The following is a 24,447-nucleotide window of genomic DNA, read 5'->3' as shown; positions in this document are numbered from 1 at the left end:
GCCGCCCGGCCGACAGCGGCAGCGGGGACCCGAACCGATGAGATCCTGCCAGAATGGCAGCATGCATCGTGTCGCCGTCGTCGTCCAGCCCGGCATCCGCAGCTTCGACCTCGCCGTCATCACCGAGGTCTGGGGCCCCGACCGCAGCCGTATGGGCGTCCCCCGCTTCGAGCTCCGCCGGTGCGCCCTCGGCACGGATCCGATCGCGCTGCCCGGCGGGCTCACCCTGGCCCCCGACCGGCGGCTCGACTGGCTCGCCGGGGCCGATCTCGTCGTCGTGCCCGCGCTGGCCGAGCCCGCCGACCCCACGCCCGAGCCGGTCCTCGCCGCCCTGCGGGACGCGCACGCCAGGGGCGTGCCGGTCGCCGCGCTGTGCGCGGGCGCGTTCATCCTCGCGGAGGCCGGCCTGCTGGCGGGCCGCCGGGCCGTGACCCACTGGTGGCTGGCTCCGCAGCTCGCCGCGCGCCACCCTTCCGTGCTGGTCGAGGACGCCCCGCTCTACGTGGAGGACGGTGGTCTGTGGACCTCCGCCGGGGTTGCTTCCGGGATCGACCTCTGCCTGCACCTCGTACGGGAGGCCCACGGCGCGGAGGCCGCCGCCGCCATCGCCCGGTCCATGGTGACGGGCCCGTTCCGTACCGGCGACCACGCGCAGTACCTGGACCGGCCGACCCCGGCGGCCGACCGGACCGCCGAGGCCCTGGCGGCCGTACGGGAGCGGGCCCTGCGCCATCTGCACGAGCCGCTGTCCGTGGCCACGCTGGCCCGCTGGGCAGGGATGTCGCCGCGCTCGTTCGCCCGCCATTTCGTCGCCGCGACCGGCACCACCCCGCACCGCTGGCTCCTCGGCCACCGCCTCGACGAGGCCCGCAAGCTCCTGGAACGGACCGACCACCCGGTTCCGGAGGTGGCCCGGCGCGCGGGCTTCGCCAGCGAGGTCACCTTCCGCCAGCACTTCGCCTCGTACGTCGGCCTCAGCCCCCGCGCGTACCGCGCTGCGGCCTCCGTCGCGCCCGCAGGCCCGCCCAAATCCCGGTGACAGTGTTAGAAATGGCTCATGGCCGGACGTCTGGGTCGACCCAGGGGATCGCCGGCCCGGCAGCAGCCCGGGCCGGGCCCGGGCCTGCACCCGGGCCTGCACCCGCGCCTCTCCCTGCGTACGGGCAGCGTCGCCGGTCAGGTCTTCGCGCTCCAGGCGGTGATCGTGGTGCTGCTGATCGCCGCCGCCTCGCTGGCCCTCGTGTTCCAGGAGCGCTACAACACCGAGCGCGATGCGCGCGACCGCTCCCTCGCGGCCGCCGAGGCCTTCGCGCACGCCCCCGGCCTCCCGGAGGCCCTGAGATCGCCGGACCCCACCGCCCGGCTGCAACCCCTGGCCGACGGCGCCCGCCAGGCCTCTGGCGTCGACTTCATCGCCGTGATGACCACCGACGGGATCCGCTACACGGACTCGCGGCCGGACCTGATCGGCAAACGGGCCACCGGCGACCTCTCGCGCGCCGTCGCCGGACAGCCCTTCACCGAGGTGTTCAAGGGCGCCCCGAGCGACGCGGTGCGCGCCGTGGTCCCCGTACGGGACGCGGACGGGAAGGTCGTCGGCCTGGTCGGCACCGGCATCGAGATCACCAACGTCGCCGACGTGGTCGAGGGCCAGCTCCCCCTCCTGCTGGGCGCCACGGCCGCTGCGCTGCTGCTCGGCACGGGCGGCGCCGCACTGGTCAGCCGGCGGCTGCGGCGGCAGACGCGGGGCCTGGGCGAGGCCGAGATGGCCCGGATCAACGAGCACCACGAGGCGGTCCTGCACGCGGTGCGCGAGGGTGTCATGATCATCAGTCCCGATCAGCGGCTGCTGCTGGCCAACGACGAGGCCCGGCGCCTGCTGAACCTGCCGCCCGACGCCGAGCAGCGCCATGTGAGCGAGCTCGGCCTCGACCCGCGCACCACGGCGCTGCTGCTGTCCGGGCGGGTGGCGACGGACGAGGTGCACCTGGCGGGCGACCGGCTCCTGGCCGTCAACGTCCGCCCCACCAAACCGTACGGAGGACACCCGTCCGGGTGTGTGATGACCCTGCGCGACACCACCGAGCTCGCCGCGCTCTCGGGCCGCGCAGAGGTGGCCCGGGAGCGGCTCCAGCAGTTGTACGACGCGGGGGTGCGGATCGGGACCACGCTGGACGTGGTGCGGACGGCGGAGGAGCTGTCGGAGGTGGCCGTCCCGCGGTTCGCCGACTTCGTCACGGTGGAGCTGCTGGAACCGGTGCTGAAGGGCGAGGAGCCCACGCCGGCCAGCGGCGTGTACACGCGGATGCGCCGGGCTGCGATGAGCGGGGTGCGCACCGACCAGCCGCTGCAGCCGGTTGGCGACGTCATCCGGTTCGAGGTGCCGACGGCGCCGATGGCGGCGGCCCTGGACGCCGGGCACGCCGTGCTCGCGCCGGACCTGAAGAAGGCGATGGGCTGGCGGGCCCAGGACGAGGCCGGCACCCGCCAGGCCCTGGGGTACGGGCTGCACTCGCTGATCTCGGTGCCGCTCCAGGCCCGCGGCGTGGTCCTCGGCATGGCCAACTTCTGGCGGGCCGCCGACACCCCGGAGGCCTTCGACGATGAGGACCTGTCGTTCGCGGAGGAGCTGGGGGCGCGGGCGGCCGTCTCCATCGACAACGCCCGCCGCTTCACCCGGGAGCACGCCACCGCCGTGGCCCTGCAGCGGAGCCTGCTGCCCCGGGTGCTGCCGGACCAGAACGCCGTGGACGTGGCCTTCCGTTACCTGCCCGCGAAGGCCGGGGTGAGCGGCGACTGGTTCGACGTGATCCCCCTCGCCGGCGCCCGCGTGGCACTGGTCGTCGGCGACGTCGTGGGGCACGGGGTGCACGCGGCGGCCACGATGGGCCGGCTGCGGACCGCCGTGCACAACTTCTCGTCCCTGGACATGCCGCCCGACGAGCTGCTGGGGCACCTGGACGAACTGATCCACCGGATCGACCAGAACGAGTCGAGGGACGCCGGGGAGGCCGGGGAAGCCGCGGACGCCGGGCAGGGGCCGGGCGAGGCGGCCGGCATCACCGGCGCCACCTGCCTGTACGCGGTCTACGACCCGGTCTCCGGGCGCTGCACGATGGCGAGTGCCGGGCACCCCGGACCGGCCCTGGTCCGGCCGGACGGGGGCGTGGAGTTCCCGGAGCTGCCCGCCGGTCTGCCGCTCGGCGTGGGCGGCATGCCGTTCGAGGCCGCCGAGCTGACGCTGCCGGAGTCGAGCCGGCTCGTGCTCTTCACGGACGGCCTGCTGGAGGACCGCGACCGGGACTTCGACACCGGGCTCGGCCTGCTGGCCCAGACGCTCGCCCGTCCCGGCCGCAGCCCCGACCAGGCCTGTTCGGACGTACTGGCCGCGCTGCTGTTCCCGGCGCCGAGCGACGACATCGCCCTGCTGGTCGCCGACACCCGGCGGCTGGAGGCGGACCGCATCGCGCAGTGGGACGTGCCCCCCGACCCGGCCGCCGTCTCCCGGGTGCGCAACGCGGGCTCCGCGCAGCTCGCCGCCTGGGGCCTGGGGGACCTCGCGTTCACGGCCGAGCTCATCCTCAGCGAGCTGATCACCAACGCCATCCGGTACGGGACCGCGCCCATCCGGGTGCGGCTGCTGCGCGACCGCACCCTGATCTGCGAGGTCTCCGACGCCAGCGGCACGTCGCCGCACCTGCGGTACGCGGCCACCACCGACGAGGGCGGCCGCGGGCTGTTCCTGGTCGCGCAGTACGCCGAGCGCTGGGGCACCCGGTACGCCGAGCGCGGCAAGGTCATCTGGGCCGAGCTGCCGCTGACCGGGGAGCCGGGGCCGGAGCCGGTGCTGGACCTGGAGGCGCTGGAGGACCTGGCCTGGTGACCGGGCCGCCGGCGCGGGGAGGCGGTCCGACCGTGGCACAGGGCCATGGGAGGGGCGGAAGGGGTACGCGGGGCGCGGGCGGGGCCGGGGAGGGTCAGCCGGGCCGGGAGGCCGCCCTACGGGCCAGCAGGACCGCCACGTCGTCCTGTGGGGCCGCCGGCAGCAGGCGCGCCAGGATGTCGTCGCACAACCGGTCCAGGGGCCGCCCGGGATCGCGCAGCGCCCACCCGAGCTGGGCCATGCCCTGGTCGAGGTCGCGGTCACGGGCCTCGATGAGGCCGTCGGTGTACAGCACGAGCAGGCTCCCGGGCGGCAGGGCGACCTCTTCGGTGCGGAACTCCTGCCCGCCCGTGCCCAGCGGGGTGCCGGGCGGGCCGTCGAGGAAGGTGACCTCCCCGCGGCCCGTGGCCACGGCCGGCGGCGGATGGCCGGCGCGGGCGATGACGCAGCCGCCGGTGGCCGGGTCGTGGACGGCGTAGACGCAGGTCGCCATCTCGTCCTCGCCCAGGTCGGCGACCGTGGCGTCGAGCGAACGGAGCAGCCGGGCCGGGGAGACGTCGTGGCGGGCGAGGGTGCGTACGGCCGTGCGCAGCTGTCCCATGACGGCCGCGGCGTGGATCCCGTGGCCCATGACGTCCCCGATGACCAGGCCGGTGCGCCCGCCCGGCAGCTGGATGACGTCGTACCAGTCGCCGCCGACGTCGTGGTCGCTGGCGGGCAGGTAGCGGCCGGTGAGTTCGAGGCCGGTGACCTCGGGCAGGGCGCTGTTGCTGAGGCTGCGCTGGAGGGTCAGGGCGGCCCGCCGCTGGTTGGTGTACATCCGGGCGTTGTCGATGTTGAGCGCCCCGCGGGCGACCACCTCGTCGAGGAGTACGCAGTCCTGGTCGTCGAAGGGCTCGCGGCTGCGCAGCCGTGTCACGGTGACCGCGCCCAGCACCGTGCCGCGGGCGACGAGCGGGATCAGCCGGGCGCAGCCGAGGGTGGCGAGGTAGTCGCGCAGCTCCGCGGCGCGCGGGTCGGTGATCAGGGCGTGGACGTCGGACACGTACAGGTTCATGGGCCGCCCGTCGGCGATGACCCGCTCGTAGACCGAGTCCGCCGGGATCTGGAAGGTCTGGCCGGGTGCCAGACGGGCGGTGGGCGCGTCCGGGTCGGGGAACCGGACCGCGAGGCGGCGGAGCACGCCGTGGTGGGAGGCCGCCGCGTCGTCGGGCGCGAGGACGGACTCCAGCAGCTGTACGTCGGCCGAGTCGGCCAGTCGGGGTACGAGGACCTGCACGATCTCCCGGGCGGTCTGGCTCAGGTCGAGGGTGGTGCCGATGCTGGTCCCGGCTTCGGCGAGGACGGCGAAGCGCCGGCGGGCCAGTTCGGCCTCGGCCTGGGCCCGCTGGCTCTCGGTGATGTCGATGAGGGAGGCGATCACGCCGAGCGGGCGGCCGGAGCCGTCGAGGAGCGGGGCGTACGAGCAGGACCAGGTCCGGTCGTGCTCGGGGTCGGCGGGGGTCCGGCCGGTGCGGCGGACGTCGACGACGGCGGTTCCCCGGTCCATGACCTGCCGCATCGTCGCTTCGAGAGCGGCGGCGTTGACGCCGGGCACGACCTCGGTGAGCGTTTTTCCGAGGTGCTCGGCGGCCGGGACCCCGTTCATCCGGGCCAGCGCGTCGTTGACCCGAAGGAAGCGCAGGTCAGGGCCGAGGGTGGCGAGTCCGATGGGCGACTGGGTGAAGAGGCTCTGGAGGGCGGCGAGCGAGTCCCGCATCCGCAGGACCTCGGAGGTCTCCACCGCGATCAGCATGGCCCCCATGCGGCCCTGCGAGTCGACGGCGGGGACGATCCACATCTCCATGGTGACGCGGTGCCCGTCGCGGTGGCGGACCGGCAGGGTGCCGACCACCGTCTCACCCGCCTGGACGCGCCGGGTGAGGTCGTCGGCGAGGGCCTGGTTGGCCTCGGGGACGAGTACGGCGGCGCCGGGCAGGCCGATGATGTCCTCGGGGCGGTGGCCGAGCAGGTCCTGGGCGGCGAGCGACCATTCGACGATCTTCCCGTCGGCGTCCTCCCGCCACAGGGCGATCGGGAGCAGCTCGCGGAGCACACCGGCGTACCCGACAGCCGCGGCCGGCTGATCCGGGACATCGCTCGTCGACTGGTATGTGTCCACCGCACCGACCTCACCCCGGAGGGTCTGATTCTTACCGATTCACCCTATCCGAGCCATCGGCACGGGGCGCTGCGTCGGCGGGCGCCGCGTCGGTCGGTGCGGCCCGCGGCCTCGGGTACAGCCAGGGCAGGGCGAAGGTGATCCAGAAGAGGACGGCGTAGAGGATGAGGACGCCCCACCATCCGCCGAGCGGGGGGCGGCCGAACTGGACGAGGGCGGCGATCGCTCCGCCGGCCGCGGCCGCGCCGGGCAGCAGCCACCACCGGTCCGTGCCGACGTACAGCACGGCCGCGGCGGCGAGGGCGAAGCAGGCCCCGACGATCAGCGTGCGGGCGCCGTCGCCGACGTCCGGGGTGGACAGGCCGCGCAGCTGCCAGAGGGCGACGGGCGGCCCGGCCGCGATCAGGTAGGCGGGGACGCGCAGCCCGCCCGGCCGCACCCGCTGCCGGACGAGCGCCACCAGGGCGGCCATGGCGTACAGGCAGACCGGGACGTGGCCGGGGAGCGAGGACCACCGGCCGGTGGAGAAGGCGATGCCCGTCCACATCAGCACGGCCGCGCACAGGGTCGGAAGCGGCGCCACCACCGCGACCAGGAACGGGAGGCAGACCAGCGGTTTCAGCACTCCGAGGAAGCCCTGCACCAGGCGGGCCTTGGCCTTGCCGGTGGGCTGGAGCGCCGGCCACGCGAGGAGCCCGGTCCGCAAGGCCGCCCGGCGCGGGTCCCGTGCCCGCAGCAGCAGGCCGACCTCCTCGGCGCCCACCTCGCGGAAGGCGGCCAGCGCGGCGTCGAACTCGGCCCGGGTGGCCAGGCCGGGCGGGTTCGGCGGGGACGCGGGTGGTCTGTTGCCGCCCTTGGAGCCCTTGCGGTGCAGCTCGGCGAGGAAGGGCAGCTCCTCGTGGAGGATTTCGTGCTGGCGCACGGCGGTGAGCACGTCCCGTACCCGGTCCCAGCGCGCCACGCCCGGCCGCGAGGTGACGTCCTGCGCCCAGAGCTCCGTGAACAGCGGGCCGAGTGCCGTCTCCGCGGCGATCTCCTCGCCGAGCTCCGTGAGGTCGGCGGTGTCCCCGAACGCGTCGTGCAGGCGCTCGTCGCTGGCGACGACCGACACGAGGGAGGCGGCCCCGTCGAGCCGTCCCCAGGTCCAGTCGCTCATCCGCCAGCGGGCGCTGAGGAAGGCGGCGAAGTTGTTGAGCTGGTTGCCGCTGAGCTTGGCCCTGACCATGTCCTTCGGGGAGTTCTGGGCCACCCCGGGCAGCACGGTGCGGGTGGCCCAGCTGGTGTCGGCCGCCGAGACGGTGCGGAAGTCGATGTCCGGGGCCTCGGCCAGCGGGTCCGGGCGCAGCGGGCCGAGGAGCACCTCGGCGTACGCCAGCGCCTCGGCCATCGGCGGGCCGGCTCCGCGCGCGGCGGCGTGGAGCGCCTCGTAGCCGTCGACGTCGGGGCTCAGGTCCGTGCCGATCTCCCGGCCCAGTTCCGCAAGCCGCTCCCACAGGTGCCCGAAGCCCTCCGGCACTGCGGCCGGGCCGGGCTCGGGCACCTGGGGCAGGGACCCGCCCGTGACCGCCGTCGCGAGGTTCGCCGACCAGGTGTCCCACTGGGCCGGAGCGGCCTCGGGCGGGGGCGCCGGCGGCATGAGGGCGCCCAGCAGGCGGGTCGCCTCGCCGAAGGGGGCGAGGGCATCGGTGGGGACCATTCCCAGGGACAGGGCGGCCCGGTAGCGGCCGAGCAGCAGCCGGTCGCGGGCGGCGTTCAGGGCGGCAACGGCGGAGCGGCACGCGAACAGCCGTGTCCTGTACTCCTCCACCAGCTCCGTGTCCACCGGCCCGTCGCCGGACTCGTACGCGCGCAGCCAGTCCATGAGCAGCCGTACCGTCCGGGCCAGGACCAGCGGCGAGTACCCCGGTCCGGGCAGCATGCCGGGCCCCACCGCCAGGCCCTGCGACGCCCGGTGCAGCCGGGTGAAGAGGGCCACCGAGCCGTCCGCGGCGCTCTCGTCCAGCGTCTCCAGCGGCCCCGGGCCCGCGGGCAGCGGCAGCGCGTCCGGGCCGGTGACGTCCGCCGGGTCCTCCAGCAGCCGGATGAGCCGCAGCGCCTCGGCGCCGCCGGCCGTGCGGGCGTACGCGCCCAGCCGGGCCATCGCCGCGTCGTACAGCTCGGCGAGGGTCAGGGGCAGCACCCCGGCGGCGGCCCGCTTCTGCTGGGCGGCGGCCTCGGCGGCGCGCAGTTCGAGGGCGTCGTCGCGCAGGGACTCGGCGCCGGTCTTCACGGCCAGGGACTTCACGGCCATCCGCACCAGCCGGGTGACGCGCCGGCTGGTACCCGGCTCGGAGGGCGGCGGGAACGGGGGCACGGGCTGGAGGTACAGCAGCCAGCGGTCGGCCTTGCGGGCCACCGGGGACCCGGCGACCGCCCGTACGGCCCAGGCGACGGGGATGTTGTCCAGCAGCCCGCCGTCCATGAGTTCGGCGCAGCCGTTCAGGTTCTCGTCGGGGTACCCGGTCTCGCTGCTGACGCCCCTCATGTCCACCCGGGGCGGGTCCTCGACGGGCTGCGCACCGTTGCCGACGTACACCCGGCCCGGTTCGAAGGCCCCCGGGTACGAGGAGGAGCTCCGCGCCGCGTAGGCCAGCCGGTTCAGCGCCGCCTCCCGGGCCGCGCCGGTGACGTCGTCGGGGAAGTCCGTCAGGGCGCTGCGGTGACGGAAGCGGAAGTAGGCGTTCGAACGTCCGACCGGAAGCGGCCGTCCGAGGGTGGGCCGCAGCCGGTCCCGGCGGGGCCGCAGCCGGGTGGCCGTCAGGATCAGCCGCAGCGGGCCGGGGGGCCGCCAGTCCGGCGGGGCCTCGTCGATGAGCCGGCCCAGGGAGCCGCGCAGCTCCGTGTAGAAGACCTCGTCCCCGCGCATCAGCGACGCGGGCACGTGGAAGGGGGTGGAGTGGCGCAGCAGCCCTTCGAGGTCGCCCAGGCGCAGCCACACGTCCCGTACGCCCCGGCCGAAGGGCATCCCGTACACGAGGTGGCAGGCGAGCAGTACGCCGTTGAGCCCCCCGGCACTGGTCCCGACGAGGACGTCGATGTCGACGTCCTCGTATCCGCACGCGTCCAGCAGCCCCGTGTAGAGGCCCGCTTCGGGGGCGGGCTGCTGCCCGGCCGCCGCCCGGAGCGCCGCCGTCTCGCAACAGGCCCCGCCCATCCATACGGCGAGACTGACCCCGCCGCGCATCGCGAGGGCCAGGCGCAGTTCCGTACTGCGCCGACCCGGCCGGTCGTCGCTCATGCCTCCAGCTTGGCCCCGGATCAGCAGTGGCGCACCCGGGCGGCCACCACCTCGCGGGGGCGGGGCGCGGAGCGGCAGAAGTTCCGTATCAGGCCGGACAGTTCACACCCCGGTTCGACGCCGAGTTCACGTGTGACGAGGTCGCGGTACGTGTCGTAGGCGCGCATGGCCTCGATGAGGTTGGCCTCCGCCAAGTGGGCCTCGATCAGCGCCCGCTGGGCGCTTTCGCGCAGCGGTTCGGCACTGACCGCGACCAGGGCCGACTCCACCGCCTCGGCGTGCCGGCCGACGCGGGCCAGCTCGCGGCTCAGCGCCTCCAGTGCGTGCAGCAGCCGCTGGCGGACCCGTTCGCGCTCCAGCAGCACCCAGTCGTCGTACCAGCCGGGCAGCAGATCGAGCGCGTCGGTACGCCATTTCAGCGACGACAGGTCCTGGGGGGTGGCGGTGCCGCCGATGAGCCGCCCGGCCCAGCCGTACAGGACGTACAGGTCGACCACGGTGTGCTCGCGCACGGCGAGCGAGCACTTGTCGGAGTCGAGCAGGTCGATGCCGGCGGCCTTGAGGCGCCACAGCGCGGAGCGGAGGTTCCCCGCCGCCCGCAGGTCGTCGCCGGACGGCCACAGAGTCCCCGCAGCGTGCCGGCGTTCGACCCGGCCGCCGTTGAGCGCGACGAACGCCAGCAGGCGCTTGCCCCCTTCCGGCACGTCCAGCCATCTCCCCTGATGGACGACGCGCGGGCCGCCGAGGAGATGGAGCGCCGGCGCCTCCCCCTGCCCGGGAACACGGACCGGTGACTCGAGGAACTGCTGGTTCATAGGCGGTCCTCCTGCATAGAAGTCCGACCGCATATGCTATGCGCACACCGTCACCGATCAGTCACCGAGCGCTATGTTCTCATCCCGTCGTGCTGCTCAGCCGGTCACTGCCGTCCCCGGGGTCGTAGCAGTGGCGCTGCTCCCTCCTGACGAACGCGACCCAGTCGCCGACCGGCCGGCCCTGGCCGTCGAGGGGCAGCAGGACGTCCACGCAGGCCGGTTCGTCCAGCCGGATGCGGTCCCGGTGCCGGGCCTCCTCAACGGCCCGCGCGACATCCGCGAGCGCGCACGAGCAGTACCTCAGGTCCACCTGCTGCCCCAGCAGCGCCCGGATCCCGTCGAGGGCGGCGGAACGCTCGTCCTCGGGTGCGAACGGCAGGTACCCGGCGGGCGGCAGCTCCACGATGCCCAGCTGCTCCAGCGTCTGCGGGCCGGCGTCGGCGGCCGCCGGCCTGATCAGGGTGCCCGCGCCGATGCCCGTGACGAGCCGGGCCACCTCCCGGCCCAGCTGGTCCTTGGTGTGGCTCTTGAGGAACTGCTGCTCGCCGATGAGGGCCAGCTGCTCCAGCAGCGGCCCCAGATCGGCCGCGGGCGCCGGCCCGGCGCCCAGCACCTGCCCCAACTGCTCCTGGAACTGGAGGATCTGGGCCGTGTACGCGTCCCAGGGCCGCATGCCGAGCCGTGACTGCCAGTACCGCTGCGGCGGGGCGGCGGCCCGGTCGCGGCGGGCGGCCCAGGTGTCGACCTCCCATCCGTCGGGCCTGCCCGGGTCGCGCAGGAGCACCGCCAGCCGGACGGTCCCGGGCTTCCCCGGGGTCGCGGCCGGCGGGGCCCAGGACGGCGGCAGGTGCGCGGCGCCGGTCCCGTACGGCCACGGGGAGTGCTCGGTGCGCTCAGCTGCGAAGATCCGCGAGGCGAGGAAGTTGCGCCGGGAGGCGGGGAGTTGGTTGTCGAGGCCCCGCTCGGCGCCCTCCGCCAGCCGGATCCGCACCCCTTCCGCGACGTACGGGTGCCGGGTGGTGCCCGTGCCCGCGCACGGGTCGTCGCAGTAGCTGCCCTGCACCGGGGCGTCGCCGTAGGGCCGGGAGTCGGGCGCCACTTCGACCCACCAGAACCCGTCGAGCCCGGGGTTCAGTCCGGAGAGCGGGAGCGTCACCAGCCGCTCCGAGCGCAGCGGGCGCCCCTCCGCGGAGACGGCGAGACCGCCGCCGACGCGGAGGGTGGCGTCCTTCACGCTGACCTCGTATCCCTCGACCACGCCGGGGCCGCCCGCCGCGCCGACGGCCAGGGCGAGTTCGCGTGCGTAGTCCTGGATGCGGTTGAGGTGTTCGGCGCGCAGGAACAGCCCGTCGAAGGCGTTCAGCCGGTCGATCCCGCCGTCGGCGGTCGCGGACGGGGTGGGCGGCGGGTCGGCGGTCGGTGCAGCCCCGGCGGCCTCTGCGGTGGATTCGCTGATCGTCATTCCTCGGTCCTCCCGGGGGCCGTCTGGCGCGGCAGATGGACGGTGACCACGGCGTCGTTCCCCTCGTCCGCGGTGCCCGGCGGGCCGCCTTCCAGACCCGCGAAGGGCACCCGCGGGTCCTTGCCGTACAGGGGCTTGGGCCCGGTGCCGCGGACGCGGATGCGGACCGTCTCGTACGCAGGCCGCTGGTCGAGGTCCACCTTCACCCGGCGGCCGTCGGCCGACACCCGGATCCCGGCGACCTCGTCGGTCGCCCAGCCCCGGCCGGAGTCGGAGAGCGAGGTGATCTCGATGCCATCCGGTTCGGCGCAGCCCGGCGTGAGCGGGGCGGTGACCTCGAAGCCCAGCACGGTGTGCTCGCGGCTCCAGGCGAGGGACCCGCGGATCAGGCGCGGGCCGCCGGCGTCCGCCTCGGCGGCGGCGCCGATGATCCCGGGCGCCAGTGCGCACACCAGCTCCTGGACGGTGGTGGCGGGCAGGACCGCGGTCCGCACGGACGGGTCGGCGCGCACCTCCTCGATCCGTACGCACCCGTCGTCCTCGGTGAGTTCGACGGTGAGGCGGGCGAGGACCACGGGGGCGTGGTCCTCCGTCACCGGCGCCCACGGCGGGCACATGTCGCCCTCCTCCCGCTCGGGCGCCAGTGCCGTGGCGTCCGCGGCGGCCAGCCTGCGGAACGCGGCGAGCAGCGCCGGAGCCCGCAGGTGCTCCGGGACCCGGGCCACCTCGGCGGCCTCCCGCAGCGCCTCCTGCCCGGCGGCGTCCCCCGGGGCGGCTTCGTCGAGGCCGAGGAGGACCCGTACGCGGTGGTACGGGCGCCAGGGTTCGGGGGCGGTGGAGCGGATCGTGATCCGCGCCGTCTCCACGATCCGGGAGAAGTCGTCGTGGCGGCGCGTCACGTCGCACGGGTCGGCCAGGGCCGGCACCGGCCGGTCCGGGCAGGACGCGAACTCCGCCAGGACCCAGGCCTCGACGGTACGCCGCTGCAGCGGTCCGGGCTCCGGGCCGAGGTCGCCGGCCGCCGGCCGTGCGCCCTCCCCGGACGGATGCGCGTCGATCCAGGCCCGCGCCCAGGCGGTCAGGGAGACGCACCAGGCCGCCTCCAGGGTGAGTTCACGGCCGAGCCCGTCGACGGCGAGCCCCGGGAGCACCCTGAGCTCGTCGCCGTCCCGGGCCGCCCCGAGCCCCCAGACGACGCCGGGGCCGTGCAGCCAGGCGTTGTGCAGCATGAGCTTGCCGCGCGGATTGCCCATCAGGACCCGGAAGTCGTCCTCGCCGAGCAGCATCCCGAAGGCCACGCGCAGTGCGAGGAACGGGTTGACGGGCAGCTCGTCCCCGCCGCACGGGCCGGGATCGCACGGCCCGCACCCCTGCGAGGGACTGGTGGGCAGGTCCGGGGCGGACCCGCCGCCGCAGCCGCACGGGGTGCCGCCGGTGCCGAGCGCCGTCATGAGCTCTCCTTCTGGGTACGCCTGTCGATCGCGAAAGGGCCGCAGGGGAACGGGGAGTCGGAAGCCGGGTCGGAAGCCGGGTCGGGTGCCGGTTCGAGGGCGCGGGCGGCACGCCGGTCCGCTCCGGCGGCGCCGGCTCCGGCCGGCTCCCCGGGGAAGGGGCGGCCCGCCTTCCCGTACTCGCGCCGCATGGCGTCGACGAGGTGGCCCTGACGGACCGCTCCCCCGTCGTCTGCCGCCCGGAAGGCCGCGCCGATCGCGGCGTTGCGGATCCAGCCGCCGGGCACCGGGTAGTGCTGCGCGAGCGCCGCGAGGTCCGCGTCGGCGTGCAGCAGGGCGCGGGGCAGGTGCAGCTCCCACATCCGGTGCCGGCCCGCCTCGTCGGGGAGCGGGAACTCCACGACGAAGTCCATGCGGCGGATGAAGGCGGCATCGATGTTCTGCCGCAGGTTGGTGGTGAGCACGGCCAGCCCGTCGAACCGGTCGAGCCGCTGGAGCAGGTAGGCGGTTTCCATGTTCGCGAACCGGTCGTTGGCCTCGGAGACCTCCGTACGGGTGGCGAACAGGGCGTCGGCCTCGTCGAGGAGGAACACCGCCTGCGTGCGCTCGGCCACTTCGAAGCAGGCGGCGAGGTTCTTCTCCGTCTCGCCGATGTACTTCGAGACCAGCTCGGACCCGTCGACGACCAGCAGGTCCCGGCCGGCCTCGGCCGCCAGTACCTCCGCGGCCAGCGATTTCCCGGTCCCCGGCGGGCCGGTGAGCAGCAGCCGTACGCCGCGGGCGGCCCGGGCGGCCTCCCGCAGCCGCCAGTCGTCCAGGACCAGCGCCTGGTGGCGCAGTCGGGCCACGGCGTCCCGCAGCTGGCCGTCCGCCTCCCCGCCCAGGACGAGCCGGGACCAGCATGCGTCCGGGCCGACCAGGTCGACGCCCGGGGGCAGCAGCGCCCCGGCGCGGGCCCGGATGGCGCCGGAGACGTCCGGGCCGGCGCCGTCCCCGCCGGCGTCGGGGGCCAACCCGGCGCGGCTGTGCACGTCCAGGGCCACCTGTGCGGTGAGCGCCGGGTCGAGCGGGTGGCGCGCCGCCAGTTCGGGGGCGTGCTCCGGTGCTCCGGGCAGCGCCGCTCGCCAGGCGGTGCGCCGGTCCGCCGTGCCGATCGGCCCGACCGGCACGGTGAGTACGGGCCGCTGCGGCCCGGGGCGTACGGCGCCCGGCGGCGCGCAGACCAGCAGCGGGCCGGGGATCCGGGCGACGGCGGGGGTGACCGGGCCCGCACCGCCCGCCGGGGCCGGCACCACCAGCAGCGGCACCGCGTCCCGTACGGCGGCGTGCAGGCCCAGCAGCCCCATGGCGCGGGGGTCTTCGGGGCTGGTCCGGGCGGCGACCAGGCCGAGTCCGGCGGCGCGGGCGAGCGCCGCGCAGCGGCTGAGGGCGACGGTCTCGTCCCGGGCGCCGACCAGCAGGATGCGGGGCTCGCGGGAGCGCAGGGCGGCGACGGCCCGGACGCTTTCTGGGAGTTCGAGCCAGCCGTCGAGCCCGGCGACCGGCGGGCCGGGGTCGGCCTCCTCCAGCGCGTCCGGCCAGACGGGGTACCCGTGGAGGGCCTCCCACAGCCCGTCGGCGAGGGTCAGGGAGCGTTCGTGGAAGGGGCCGTCGCCGGTGAGCGCGAGCACGCCCGCCCGTACGGCCGGGCCTTCGTGGAGCAGCCGGCGCAGCGCGACCCGGTCCGGCGCGTGCCCCCGTACGCCGCCCCCGGCCGCGCCGTCGGCGAGGAGGCCCGCGAGGCCCACGCTGGGGTGCGGGGCGCCGCCCGGGTTCATGGTGCGGAACGTCCGGGCCAGGCCCTCGTGTTCCTCGGGGAGCCCTGCGAACAGGACGAGCTCGGTCTCCGGGGCGCCGAGCCCGAACCGGTGCACCAGCCGGTCGAGCGGCGTGGCGGCCGGGGGCCGGCCGCCGGGGACGGCCGCGGCACGGTGCGCGGCGCTCGCAGCCCAGTCGCGCAGGAACGCGGCGGACTCGCCGCCCGCCTCCTCGCTGCACAGGGTCTCCAGCAGTTCGGCCACCCGGACGGCGACGGCGGCCGCCCGTCCGGAGAGGTCGCGGCTGATGCGCTCAGACATAGCGGTACCTCACGACCGCGCCGAGCCAGCCCACCCAGCCGGGGTCGAGGTCCAGCCCGGCGCGGCGGACCGCCAGGTCGGTGTCGGCGACGGCGAGGCGGACCTCGATCCAGCCGGTCTCGGCGGTGATCCGCCCGGGGCGGCGGGCGACCGCCAGGACGGCGCCCGACGGGTCGTGTGCGTACCGCTCGTCGCCGAGGCGGGCGGCGGTGGCCCGTGCCCAGTCCGCGGCGAGCGCGCTCACGGCGTCCTGCTCGCGCGGGGTCGCCGGGCGGGCGCGCAGGAGCGCGGCGGCGCGGTCGGGGCCGAGCCCGGCGAGGGCGAGGGCGGCGGGGTCCCCGGGCGCGATGCCGGGGGCGAGGGCGCGGGCGGCGGTGTGCAGCACCCAGGGCAACGGCCGTGCGGCGAGGGCGGGTTCGTCCAGGGCCCGGTCCGGGAGTCCGGTCACGGCCGCCGTGGCGAGCAGGAACACCAGCCCGGCCCAGCCGGTGTCCGCGCCGTCCGCCGCATCGGCGGGCCGTTCCCCGGCCTGTTCCCCGGTCTGTTCCCGGGTCTGTTCCCCGGCTTGTTCCCGGGCCTGTTCCCCGGCCTGCGCGCCGTCGTGCCGGGGCGCCCGTACGGCGGGCTCGGCGGGATCGCCCGCCGCGGGGGCGTGCGGGGCCGGGCCGGGGCCGGCCGCATCGGCGCAGGGCGCATCGGGATCGGGCGCACCGGGACGGGCCGCATCGGCGCGGGGAGCATCGGCCGGGGGCGGGGGGCCGGCGGGGGGCCCGGCGGGCCGCGCGGTGTCCGGCGGCTCCGGCAACTCCCGCGGCTGCGCGGCCCGTCCGGGTCCGGGCCGTACGGGGACGCCGCCGAGTGCCCGCAGGCCGTCGGCCAGCAGCCCGCGCAGCCCGGGGCGGGCCGGGATCCGGTGCAGCGCGGCCGGGTCGGCCTCCGCGAGGACCAGTACGGCCCATGCGGCCGGCGTCGGCTCGGCGGGGCGCAGCCGGGAGTCGCGGACCAGCGCGGCGAGCCGCGATCCGGCGAGCAGGTCGCGGGCGAGTGCGCGGGTGGCGGGGCCGGGCGGCGGTCCGGCGCACTCCTCGGGCGCCGGACGGTCCTCACCGGTCACGAGTGCGGCCAGGCGCTGCCAGCCGGGGCACCCCCAGGCCCGCTCCAGCGCGGCGAGCCCGCAGTGTTCGGCCGCGCGGAGCACGGCGGCCGCTGCGAGGCGCGGGTGGCGTTCCAGGGCGGCCAGCAGCGCGGGGCCGGGCGATGCGTCCGGGGCGGGGTCGCCGGGCCGCAGGACGCCGGTCTGCCGCCAGGCCCACAGCCGTTCGCGGCGGCCGGCGGCGAGGCCGGCGACCGCGTCGGCGAGCAGTTCCACGTCGTGCCGGTAGTGCACGAGCCCGCCCGGTGCGGCGGGGCGGCCCGCGCGTACGGTCCGTTCGATCGCGGCGGCGACCGCCTCGGACCAGTCGTGCGCGAGCGCCGGGTCGGGGCGGGCCAGGTCGAGGTCCAGGGTGAGGTCGAGCCGGGCCAGGCACCAGCGGCCGGGCGGCAGGGCCAGTCGGTTCAGGGCCGTTTCGAGGGGGCCGGCGACCGCGTGCCGCAGCGGTCCGCGCAGCCGGTCCGCCGGGGGCGGCGGCTCGCCGGGGCCGTGGCGCAGGGTCGCCGAGAGCCGGTCGATGACCACGGTGGGGCCGCTCATCCGACGCGCACCGCCCCGGCGATGGTGCTCTCGCCGACGCGGGATCCGGCGGCGGGCACGCCCACGATGCCGTCCTCGCCGACCCGGACCCGGCCGACGACCGCGGGACCCCAGGCCGCGCCGGGGCCGACGACGGAGGTGAGCCCGAGGTGCAGGGTCCGCCCGATCCGCATGCCCGCGCCGAGCGGGCAGATGTCGACGAGGGTGTGGGCCGGTTTGTGGGCGTCCACGATGGCGCGGACGACATCGAGCTGGACTGTGCTCGGATCGGCGGGGATGAGCACGCTGAACCGGTGCGCGGTGGCGGTGTATCCGTCCTCTCCGGGCCGGGTGCCGCCCACCGTGAACCGGCCGAGCGCCCCGGACGTGCCCGCGGCGCCGCCCACGGCCGGTGCGGGGGCCCCGCCGGGCCCGGCGCCGAGCACCGCTCCGCCGAGTCCGCGCAGCCGCCAGTGCTCGACCACGCTGACGGGCAGCGGGAGGTAGAGCCGCAGGATGCGTTCGAGGCAGGCCACGGTGCCGCGGATGCGGAACAGGTCGTACGCCTGGGCGATCAGCCGGCGCCGCGCGGCCACCGGCCAGCGCCGGTCAAGGGCCAGGCCGAGCAGCCCGGCCAGCCAGCCGAGGGCCTCCTGCGGGGTGGCCCGGGGGTCGAGCAGCAGGGTGCGCAGCGCGGCGCGGCAGTCCAGCTCGTGCAGCAGGCCTTCGGCAGGGGCGAGGAAGCGCTGGAGGAACGCGGCGTCGGCCTCGTCCCGGCTCCAGGGCGCGGGGAGCGCCGCGGGCAGCCGGTGTCCGGGCCGCTCCACGCGCAGGCCCCGGACGCGGGGGGTCAGGCGCGGGGTGCCGGCGAGCCGGAGCACGATCCACAGGTAGCGGCCGGGCGGGGCGTGGACGGGGGCCTCGTACGTCTCGAACCCGTCGTCGGGGTCGATCTGCTCCCAGGGCAGTTCACGGCCGGTCGGGCGCCGGAACAGGGGTGCGGAGGGCGGCAGCCGGTCGGCGTACAGGGCGCGGGAGGGCAGCGGCGGGGTGCTGTCGGGATGGCGTACGGAGCGCGGTCCCCGGACGGGCGGCGCCCACGGCATCGGGTCGGGGACCGTGTCCTCGTCGGTGGTCAGGAAGGTGACGCGGACCTCGGTGCCGGGCGGGATGCAGGCGTCGAGGAACAGCCTGCCCCAGCGGGTGCGGTACTCCCCGGCGTCGAGACGGTAGCCGATGACGCTCCCGGCGGAGGTGTAGCGGGCGGCGGGCCCGGCGGTACGGGCGAGGCCGTCGGCGGTGGTGAACGCGACGCGGCCGTCGGGGCCGACGGTCATGGCGCCGCCGTCGTAGCCGGGGGCGCGCAGGGGTTCGATCTCCGCCCAGGCCGCCTCCTCCGCCGCCGGCTCCGCCGCCGCGGCGTACCGGAAGCGGCGGAACGGCTGTCCGGGGGCCCGGGCCACCACCAGCGCCCCGTCGGCCGCCAGGTCGAGGTCGGTGGCGTCCGGCACGACGAGGGGCCGGGTGCCGTCGGCACGGGCGATGACGGCCGGCCCGCCGGCCGCGCCGGTCCACAGCACGTGGAGCTGCCCGGCGTGGTCGGCGATCCGGGTGGGACGCAGGCCGTCGCTTCCGGGCGGGCGGCGCAGCACGGGCCCGCGCAGCGGGCCGCGGCGGCCTTGGAGCAGCACGATGCCGGCGGGCCGGGTGACGAGGACGGCGACGGCCCCGCAGTGGGCGGTGACGTCGAGGGGCCGGCGGTGCGGCCGGTCCGCGCTGCGGACGGGGACCCGGCGCAGCAGCCGCTCGCCCCACAGGTCGACGACCTGGACGGCGCCGGCTCCGGATTCGGCGATGTGGAGCCGCTGTGCGGCGTCCACGGCGAGGCCGCGCGGGACGCAGAGGGTGCCGGGCCGGTGCGGCGCGCCGTCACCGCCGGCGCCGGGCGGGAGGACCTCCACGCGTCCGGCGCGCGGGTACGAGCGGTAGGCGCGGCCCCAGCGGTCGAAGGCCAGCCCGGCGGGTCCGTGCGCGGCCGTACCGGGGTCCGGCCCCGACTCGGGCTCGGGTTCCCAGGCGAGTGAGACGCCGCCTTCGTCGAGGAGGGCGGTGGACTCGTGGCGGCAGCGCACCCACTGGTCGGGGTCGGCCAGTACGCCGATCGCGCGGTCGCCGTACATCAGCACACCTCCGGGGGGAGCGGTACGACGACGGGGTCGCCGGGGGGCGGTGGCGGGGAGCCGGGGCCGGCGCCGGCGGGCAGCGGGCTGCCGGTGACCACGGTGATCTCGGCGAGCCGGGGCAGCTCCCACGGGTTCAGCGGGACGAGCGGCAGCGGGGTCCAGCCCGTGCCGGCGCGCCGGGCCAGCAGCAGTTCGTCCTCCAGGTACTCCAGGCCCTCCACCTGGACGGCGACGGCCTCCAGTTCGGCGCGCCGCACGGCCCGGCCCAGTGGCCAGCCCGCGCCTTCGGGCCCGTACGGCGGCACCGGGGCGAGGTACTGGCGCAGGATCAGCTCGACCCAGCGGCGCACGGCGTCGCTCTGGTAGCCGTCCCGGGTCCGGATGCCGACGGACACGGCGATGTCCACGTAGGTGGGCGGGATGACGTACAGCTCGGTGGTGGCCAGGCGCCTGGGGGTGAGGTACGCGGCCACCTGGCGCAGCATGGCGAGGTCGGGCAGCGGGGCGCCGGGGTCGCGCTGGTCCTCGGCGGGGAGGACCAGCACGCTGACGACGCCGGCGGCGGGCTGGGTGGGCGTGTCGGGGTGCAGCAGGGGCAGGGTCTCCGCGCGCCGTACGCCGGGTACTTCGAGGGCGAGGGCGCGGAAGTCGTCGCAGGTGACGGCCCGGTCGCGGCGGTGCACCTCGGCAGGCAGGGCCTCCAGGGCGTCGGCGAGGGACGCCGCGTCGGCGCCGCCGGCGGCCGGGAGCGGGTTGGCGACCTTGACACCGGCGACCCCGGTGAGCGCGCCGATCGCACCCTCCGGGACGTTTCCGGCGGAGCCGCCGCCGTACCGGTACGAGAGGGCGCGGATGCGTTCGCCGATCTGGGGCAGTCGGCAGCGGGTGCCGAAGCGGACCAGTCCGGCCTCGGCGTCGAGGGTGTAGTGCCGGTCGAGGGGGCCGCTGGCGGCGAAGTCCTCGACTTCGGTCCAGGGCTGCCAGCCGTCGGCCTCCTCGACCTCCAGGCGGACGGTGCCCGCGAGGACGGGGTGCTGGGTGAGCCGCTGGACCTGCCCGGCGTCGGCGGTGCCGGTGCCGAGGAGTTCGGGTGCGGCGGTGCGGGCCTGGACGGCGCCCACGGCGTTGACGCCGACCCAGCGGATGCGGTGGATGGCGTCGTTCTCGTCGGCAGGGCGGCGTACGCGCAGCCAGCCCAGGACGCGGGCGGCCGTCTTCTCGTCGTCGAGCGGCGGCGGGCTGTTCAGGCCGCCGGAGCCGGTGCGGCCCGGGGAATGGGTGGGGAAGGCGGCGGGCAGGGCGATGGAGACCACGCCGGCGGTGGTGAGCCCGCGGCTGGTGTCGCCGGGCACGGCGAGGGGCGTGAAGGCAGTGGGGGCTTCGGGGCCGTTCCACAGCTCCCAGAGGAAGCCGGGCGGGGCGCTCACGAGGTCGCCCGCCCGCAGCCGGGTGGGGTCGTCGCCGTCGCGGGCGCGCAGGTCGTAGGGGCGCGGGAGTTCCTCGTCGGGGACCACGCCGAGGAAGAGGGTCTGGCCGGCGAGCAGGCGGGGGTCGGTGGTGTTCTTCGCGAGCAGGGCGATCCACAGGGACCGGTCGAGTGTGGCGGCGACGTCCAGGGGCGGCTGGTCGGGGTTCAGGGGGTCGGCGGGGACGGCGGTGGTGACGTAGAAGGAGACGGGAGCCCCGGAGGCCACCCGCTTGCGCTCGTCCTTCGGCAGGGCCTCGACCGCGTTCTGCCGGCGCCGGCTCTCGGCGGATCCTGGGGCTTCGGGGGCGGGCGTCTTGCCGACGGCGAGGGTCTCCAGGGGCCAGGCGACGACCTCGTTGTCGGTCTCGAAGGCGACCGCGCCGGCCCGGGCCTCGGCTCCGCGCGGTACGTGGACGCCCTCGGGGCGCTCGGTCTCCAGGACGAGGAGGGTGCGGGCGGTGAGGGCGGGGCGCGGGCGGACGCCGAGCAGGCGCAGGAAGGCGACCTTGGTGGCGTCGGGGATCTGGTTGAAGCGGAAGAGCAGTGACTCGCCGAGGTGCGCGAAGAGTTCGAGCAGCGCGATGCCGGGGTCGCCCGCGTTGTGGTCGGTCCACTCGGGTGCGTAGACCGGGATCCGCTTGACCAGCTCGTCCCGGAGCTGTTCGAAGGTGCGGTCGTCGAGGATGGGGCCGATCAGCGGCATATCGTCGTCACCCGGCCTCTACCGCAGGTAGAAGGGGTAGACGAGATTGTCCGGGCGCAGGTCGAGCAGGTGCACGTAGGCGATGTCGATCCACACGAGGGTCGGCTCCTCCCCCGGGGTCACGGAGACTTCGGTGACCCGGATCCGGGGCTCCCAGGCGGTGAGCGCCTCGCCGATCTCCGCGGCGATCGCGGTGCGGGTGGCGGGGGTGTTGGGGGCCATGAGGTGGCGGCGCAGTCCGCAGCCGAAGGTGGGGCGCATGATGCGCTCCCCGGGCTCGGTGTCGAGGATCGTCTCGACGGACTGCCGGATCGCGGCGGCCCCCGCGACCCACCCGAGCCCGCCTCCGCTTCCGGGCCGGAACGGGAACCGCACCCCGGTCCCGAGCCGGGCCTCGCCGGCGGACGGGGCTCCCGGGCCGGGGGCGGATGTCAGGGCGTCAGATGCTGCCATGCCGTCCATGCTCCGCAGTGACCGTCACCGGGGCGTCTCCCCTGCGGGGGTCACTTCCACCAGCCCTCCTTTTCGAGCTCCGGCGTCATCATGTTGATGGCCTTGTCGTACTTGTTGCCGAACTTCGACTGGATGTCCTTGATGTCCATCTGGACGGCGGCCTTGAACCGCTCGGCCTCCATCAGGCGCAGCTGCTTGGCGCGGTGCGCGGCGGCCTCGGCCCAGGACCCCGTACTCGCGGCCCGCGGATGGTCGGTCCACTCGCCCGAACTGTCCTTCCGCCCCCGGTGGTCCTGCTTGTCCATCTGGATTGCCGGACCCTGGCCGTACGTGGGCTTGCCGAGGTGTTTGTAGACGCTGAACGGCGGAATGTGGTTGATCTCCGTGCCGGCGAAGTTCGTGTTGTCCTCCTTCTTCAGGCCCTGGTACCGGCCTCCCTTGAAAGCGGGCAGATGGTCGGTCAGGTACTTGGGGTGTTTCTTGCTCAGCACACGGCGGTCGACGCCCTCCGTGCCGCCCTCGGCCCCGGCCTTCTTCGGCGCGGCGTCGACCTTCACAGCTTTCGCCTTGGGACTCATCCCGGCCGTGATCTGCCACTTGTCCGCCTCCAGTTCGGCGTCCAGTACGACGAAGCCGTGCTTCTTCCTGATCCCGGCCAGCGCGTCCCGCAGCTCGGTCTCGTCGTACGGGTCCTTGTGCGAGCGCTCGGCGAGCTGACCCAGTGCTTGCAGGCCCGCCAGCCAGCGGTCCTTCTTGTCCGGTGGCGGAACCGTGTGCCCGTCCTTGTCCGGCTTGCCCTTGGCCGGGGCGGGGGCCGGCGCGGCGGGGGCCTTCGCGGGCGCTTTGGCGGGCGCCTTGGCGGGAGCCTTGGCGGGAGCCTTCGACGGGGCTGCCGGGCCGCCGGGGTCCTTCCAGGCGCCCTTCTTCTGCTCGTCCTTGGCCGACTTGGCCGGGACGTGGTCGTCGACCAGGTCCGTCATGAACTTGTCCGGGCTGAAGTCCACCTCGCCGAAGGTGATGTCGGGGACCTTCCCGGAACCCAGGACGTGTTCGACGTCCGCCCCGATGCCGAACTCCCCGGGCAGCGGGTATTCGAGCTGGGCCAGCGGCCAGTTCCAGCGTTTGTCCGGCGCCGGGGACCACCACGGGCTGTCCAGTTCGACGAAGAGCTCGCCGCCGAGCCCCAGGAAGGGCTGGGCCGCGATCTCCATGTGCCCGGCCAGGAAGAACTCCCCGTGCTTGCCCGCCTTCGGATCGGCGACCTCCCGGAAGCCGATCGAGGGCGTGGCTTCGACGTAGCCGCGGACACCGGCCAGTGCGATGAGTGCGATGCCCGCCTTGATGTCGTGGCCGAGGAGCTGGATGCCCGCGCCTCCCTCGGCCTTGAGCCGCAGGCCTGCGAACGCGGAGATGTTGAGCGTCGCCGTCAGGCCGAAGCTCTTGAGCACCTCGGGCTTGGTCGACCAGGTACCGGTCAGCTCCATCCGGTCGAGTGTCGCCGGGCCGATCTTCGCGACCGCTTCGAGGCCGATGTTGGCGAACAGGAAGACATTGCCGACCAACGGGATTCCGTAGGCCGCGCGGACCTCGAACTTCGCGAGCTGCTTGAGGTAGTCCTTCTGCTCGAACAGCGGCTTGTCCATCTTCGGCAGGATCTTGCCGACCACCGTCACATCGCCGCGATGGTCGACGATCACCAGCGCCTCACCGCGCAGCCAGTCCGCCAGCTGCACGCTGACCGTGCCCCAGCCGGCCACCACCCGGGGGCCGGGGCGCGGACCCGCGGGCTCCGCCGGGGCCGCCGCGGCATCCGGAGCCGCAGCTTCCCCGGTCACCGCCTTCGAGGACTTGACCTGCTCCGGTATTTGACTGTCCGTCAATTCCTTTGCGGTCCTGGCATCGGTGGCGACCAGCGTCACCTGGCCGTCGAACTTGTCGTTCGCGTACCGCACGGTGCCCCGTACGTCGACGAGCCCCGCCGCGAAGGCGGCCGTCACCTGCCCGGTGAACCCGCGCAGCGCCACGTCGACGATCGCCTTCCCGGACAGCGCCCCGTCCGGACCCCGGACCACCGGCACCTCCACCGCGCCGAGCCCGGCCACCGTGCCCTTCGCGACGGCGTCGAAGGTGACCAGCTCGTTGGCAAGCCCGAGGCTCCCGGAGGCGCTGAGGAAGCCGCCGAGCGTGAAGGACATCCCGCCGGCTTTCACGACGAGGGTCGCGCCGCGCAGTTCGTTCTCCACGCCCGCCAGCCGCAGACCGCCCACGCCGTGCCAGCCCAGCGCCTTGGCGGAGGCCTCCATCCGGCCGAGCAGGGCGAGCGGGCCGTCCAGCAGTACGCCCTTCACCCGCGCCGAGGCGTGCCCCTCCAGTACGCCGTCGTGGACGCGCAGGGCGAGCACCGGCTCGATGCCCTCGGTGCGCAGCGGCAGCAGCAGCAGGTGCAGCAGCGGGACCGCCTGGAAGCCGCTCCCGGGTCCGGTGACGATTCCCTGGTCGGTCTTGCGGAGGTGGAGGGTGCCGGCCGCGATCTGGCCGAGGCGGACGCGTACGGGTCCGCCTGCGGCCCCCTTGCGGTCCAGGTACTCCCCGACCGGCGCGGGCACGGCGAGCGCCGCCCCGCCCTGCAGTGCCAGCTCCTCCTTGGGGACGTCGGGCGGCACGACCACGCGGGACAGCTCGTCCGCGAGCTTTCCGGGGCCGGCGCCGGGTGCGGGGGCCGCGGGGGCCGGTGCGGGTGCGGCGGGAGCCGGGACGGGAGCGCGGGCCGGTTCGCGGGCCGCGGGGGCCGGAGCGGCCATC

The 24,447-nt window shown here is 75.7% G+C and carries 13 protein-coding genes; 2 read left to right on the top strand and 11 right to left on the bottom strand.

Annotated elements, in window-relative coordinates:
• Nucleotides 1-61: 61 nt before the first annotated feature.
• Together ABTY04_RS00210 and ABTY04_RS00205 are read left to right on the top strand one after the other, a co-directional pair.
• The gene (locus ABTY04_RS00210; RefSeq protein ID WP_352211028.1) at nucleotides 62-1,039 is read left to right on the top strand and encodes a GlxA family transcriptional regulator; all 978 of its coding nucleotides are present in this window, start codon (nucleotides 62-64) and stop codon (nucleotides 1,037-1,039) included.
• A gap of 18 nt (nucleotides 1,040-1,057) precedes the next feature.
• On the top strand, nucleotides 1,058-3,883 hold the full coding sequence (locus tag ABTY04_RS00205) for a SpoIIE family protein phosphatase (protein ID WP_352211027.1): 2,826 nt from the start codon (nucleotides 1,058-1,060) through the stop codon (nucleotides 3,881-3,883).
• 94 nt (nucleotides 3,884-3,977) lie between these two features.
• Here the strand turns inward: ABTY04_RS00205 and ABTY04_RS00200 are convergent, their stop codons facing one another.
• The 11 genes from ABTY04_RS00200 to ABTY04_RS00150 form a co-directional block, all read right to left on the bottom strand.
• Complete coding sequence (locus ABTY04_RS00200; RefSeq protein WP_352211026.1) at nucleotides 3,978-6,044, bottom strand: SpoIIE family protein phosphatase; 2,067 nt, start codon at nucleotides 6,042-6,044, stop codon at nucleotides 3,978-3,980.
• Nucleotides 6,045-6,075: 31 nt separating this feature from the next.
• Nucleotides 6,076-9,321 carry a DUF3376 domain-containing protein gene (locus ABTY04_RS00195; RefSeq protein WP_352211025.1) on the bottom strand — a complete coding sequence of 1,082 codons (3,246 nt, stop codon included), beginning with the start codon at nucleotides 9,319-9,321 and terminating at the stop codon, nucleotides 6,076-6,078.
• 20 nt (nucleotides 9,322-9,341) lie between these two features.
• Nucleotides 9,342-10,136: an AfsR/SARP family transcriptional regulator gene (locus ABTY04_RS00190; RefSeq protein WP_352211024.1), complete on the bottom strand. Its 795-nt coding sequence runs from the start codon at nucleotides 10,134-10,136 to the stop codon at nucleotides 9,342-9,344.
• Nucleotides 10,137-10,215: 79 nt separating this feature from the next.
• On the bottom strand, nucleotides 10,216-11,598 hold the full coding sequence (locus ABTY04_RS00185; protein WP_352211023.1) for a hypothetical protein: 1,383 nt from the start codon (nucleotides 11,596-11,598) through the stop codon (nucleotides 10,216-10,218).
• Nucleotides 11,595-13,049 carry a hypothetical protein gene (locus ABTY04_RS00180; protein WP_352211022.1) on the bottom strand — a complete coding sequence of 485 codons (1,455 nt, stop codon included), beginning with the start codon at nucleotides 13,047-13,049 and terminating at the stop codon, nucleotides 11,595-11,597. The genes ABTY04_RS00185 and ABTY04_RS00180 overlap by 4 nt, the downstream gene beginning before the upstream one ends.
• Nucleotides 13,046-15,166, bottom strand: coding sequence for an ATP-binding protein (locus tag ABTY04_RS00175; RefSeq protein ID WP_352211021.1), 2,121 nt, complete (start codon nucleotides 15,164-15,166; stop codon nucleotides 13,046-13,048). Before ABTY04_RS00175 ends, ABTY04_RS00180 begins: the two co-directional genes overlap by 4 nt.
• Entirely contained in the window at nucleotides 15,159-16,859 is a 1,701-nt protein-coding gene (locus ABTY04_RS00170) for a hypothetical protein (RefSeq protein ID WP_352211020.1), read from the bottom strand. Before ABTY04_RS00170 ends, ABTY04_RS00175 begins: the two co-directional genes overlap by 8 nt.
• Nucleotides 16,856-19,018, bottom strand: coding sequence for a phage tail protein (locus ABTY04_RS00165; protein ID WP_352211019.1), 2,163 nt, complete (start codon nucleotides 19,016-19,018; stop codon nucleotides 16,856-16,858). The genes ABTY04_RS00170 and ABTY04_RS00165 overlap by 4 nt, the downstream gene beginning before the upstream one ends.
• Entirely contained in the window at nucleotides 19,018-21,192 is a 2,175-nt protein-coding gene (locus ABTY04_RS00160) for a putative baseplate assembly protein (RefSeq protein WP_352211018.1), read from the bottom strand. The genes ABTY04_RS00165 and ABTY04_RS00160 overlap by 1 nt, the downstream gene beginning before the upstream one ends.
• A gap of 18 nt (nucleotides 21,193-21,210) precedes the next feature.
• Nucleotides 21,211-21,645 carry a GPW/gp25 family protein gene (locus tag ABTY04_RS00155; protein ID WP_352211017.1) on the bottom strand — a complete coding sequence of 145 codons (435 nt, stop codon included), beginning with the start codon at nucleotides 21,643-21,645 and terminating at the stop codon, nucleotides 21,211-21,213.
• Between the two features lie 50 nt (nucleotides 21,646-21,695).
• Nucleotides 21,696-24,446: a hypothetical protein gene (locus ABTY04_RS00150; RefSeq protein WP_352211016.1), complete on the bottom strand. Its 2,751-nt coding sequence runs from the start codon at nucleotides 24,444-24,446 to the stop codon at nucleotides 21,696-21,698.
• Nucleotide 24,447: the final 1 nt, after the last annotated feature.

The organism is Streptomyces sp. NPDC097981, from assembly GCF_040302565.1.
GTDB lineage: Bacteria > Actinomycetota > Actinomycetes > Streptomycetales > Streptomycetaceae > Streptomyces.
This window is presented reverse-complemented; position numbering and strand designations above follow the sequence as displayed.

Bases quoted from the DNA above. Each gene is read 5' to 3' on its own strand.
- ABTY04_RS00205 (WP_352211027.1), top strand. From the start codon at position 1,058: ATGGCCGGACGTCTGGGTCGACCCAGGGGATCGCCGGCCCGGCAGCAG.
- ABTY04_RS00150 (WP_352211016.1), bottom strand. From the start codon at position 24,446: ATGGCCGCTCCGGCCCCCGCGGCCCGCGAACCGGCCCGCGCTCCCGTC.
- ABTY04_RS00170 (WP_352211020.1), bottom strand. From the start codon at position 16,859: ATGAGCGGCCCCACCGTGGTCATCGACCGGCTCTCGGCGACCCTGCGC.
- ABTY04_RS00155 (WP_352211017.1), bottom strand. From the start codon at position 21,645: ATGGCAGCATCTGACGCCCTGACATCCGCCCCCGGCCCGGGAGCCCCG.
- ABTY04_RS00160 (WP_352211018.1), bottom strand. From the start codon at position 21,192: ATGCCGCTGATCGGCCCCATCCTCGACGACCGCACCTTCGAACAGCTC.
- ABTY04_RS00195 (WP_352211025.1), bottom strand. From the start codon at position 9,321: ATGAGCGACGACCGGCCGGGTCGGCGCAGTACGGAACTGCGCCTGGCC.
- ABTY04_RS00210 (WP_352211028.1), top strand. From the start codon at position 62: ATGCATCGTGTCGCCGTCGTCGTCCAGCCCGGCATCCGCAGCTTCGAC.
- ABTY04_RS00185 (WP_352211023.1), bottom strand. From the start codon at position 11,598: ATGACGATCAGCGAATCCACCGCAGAGGCCGCCGGGGCTGCACCGACC.
- ABTY04_RS00190 (WP_352211024.1), bottom strand. From the start codon at position 10,136: ATGAACCAGCAGTTCCTCGAGTCACCGGTCCGTGTTCCCGGGCAGGGG.
- ABTY04_RS00180 (WP_352211022.1), bottom strand. From the start codon at position 13,049: ATGACGGCGCTCGGCACCGGCGGCACCCCGTGCGGCTGCGGCGGCGGG.
- ABTY04_RS00175 (WP_352211021.1), bottom strand. From the start codon at position 15,166: ATGTCTGAGCGCATCAGCCGCGACCTCTCCGGACGGGCGGCCGCCGTC.
- ABTY04_RS00165 (WP_352211019.1), bottom strand. From the start codon at position 19,018: ATGTACGGCGACCGCGCGATCGGCGTACTGGCCGACCCCGACCAGTGG.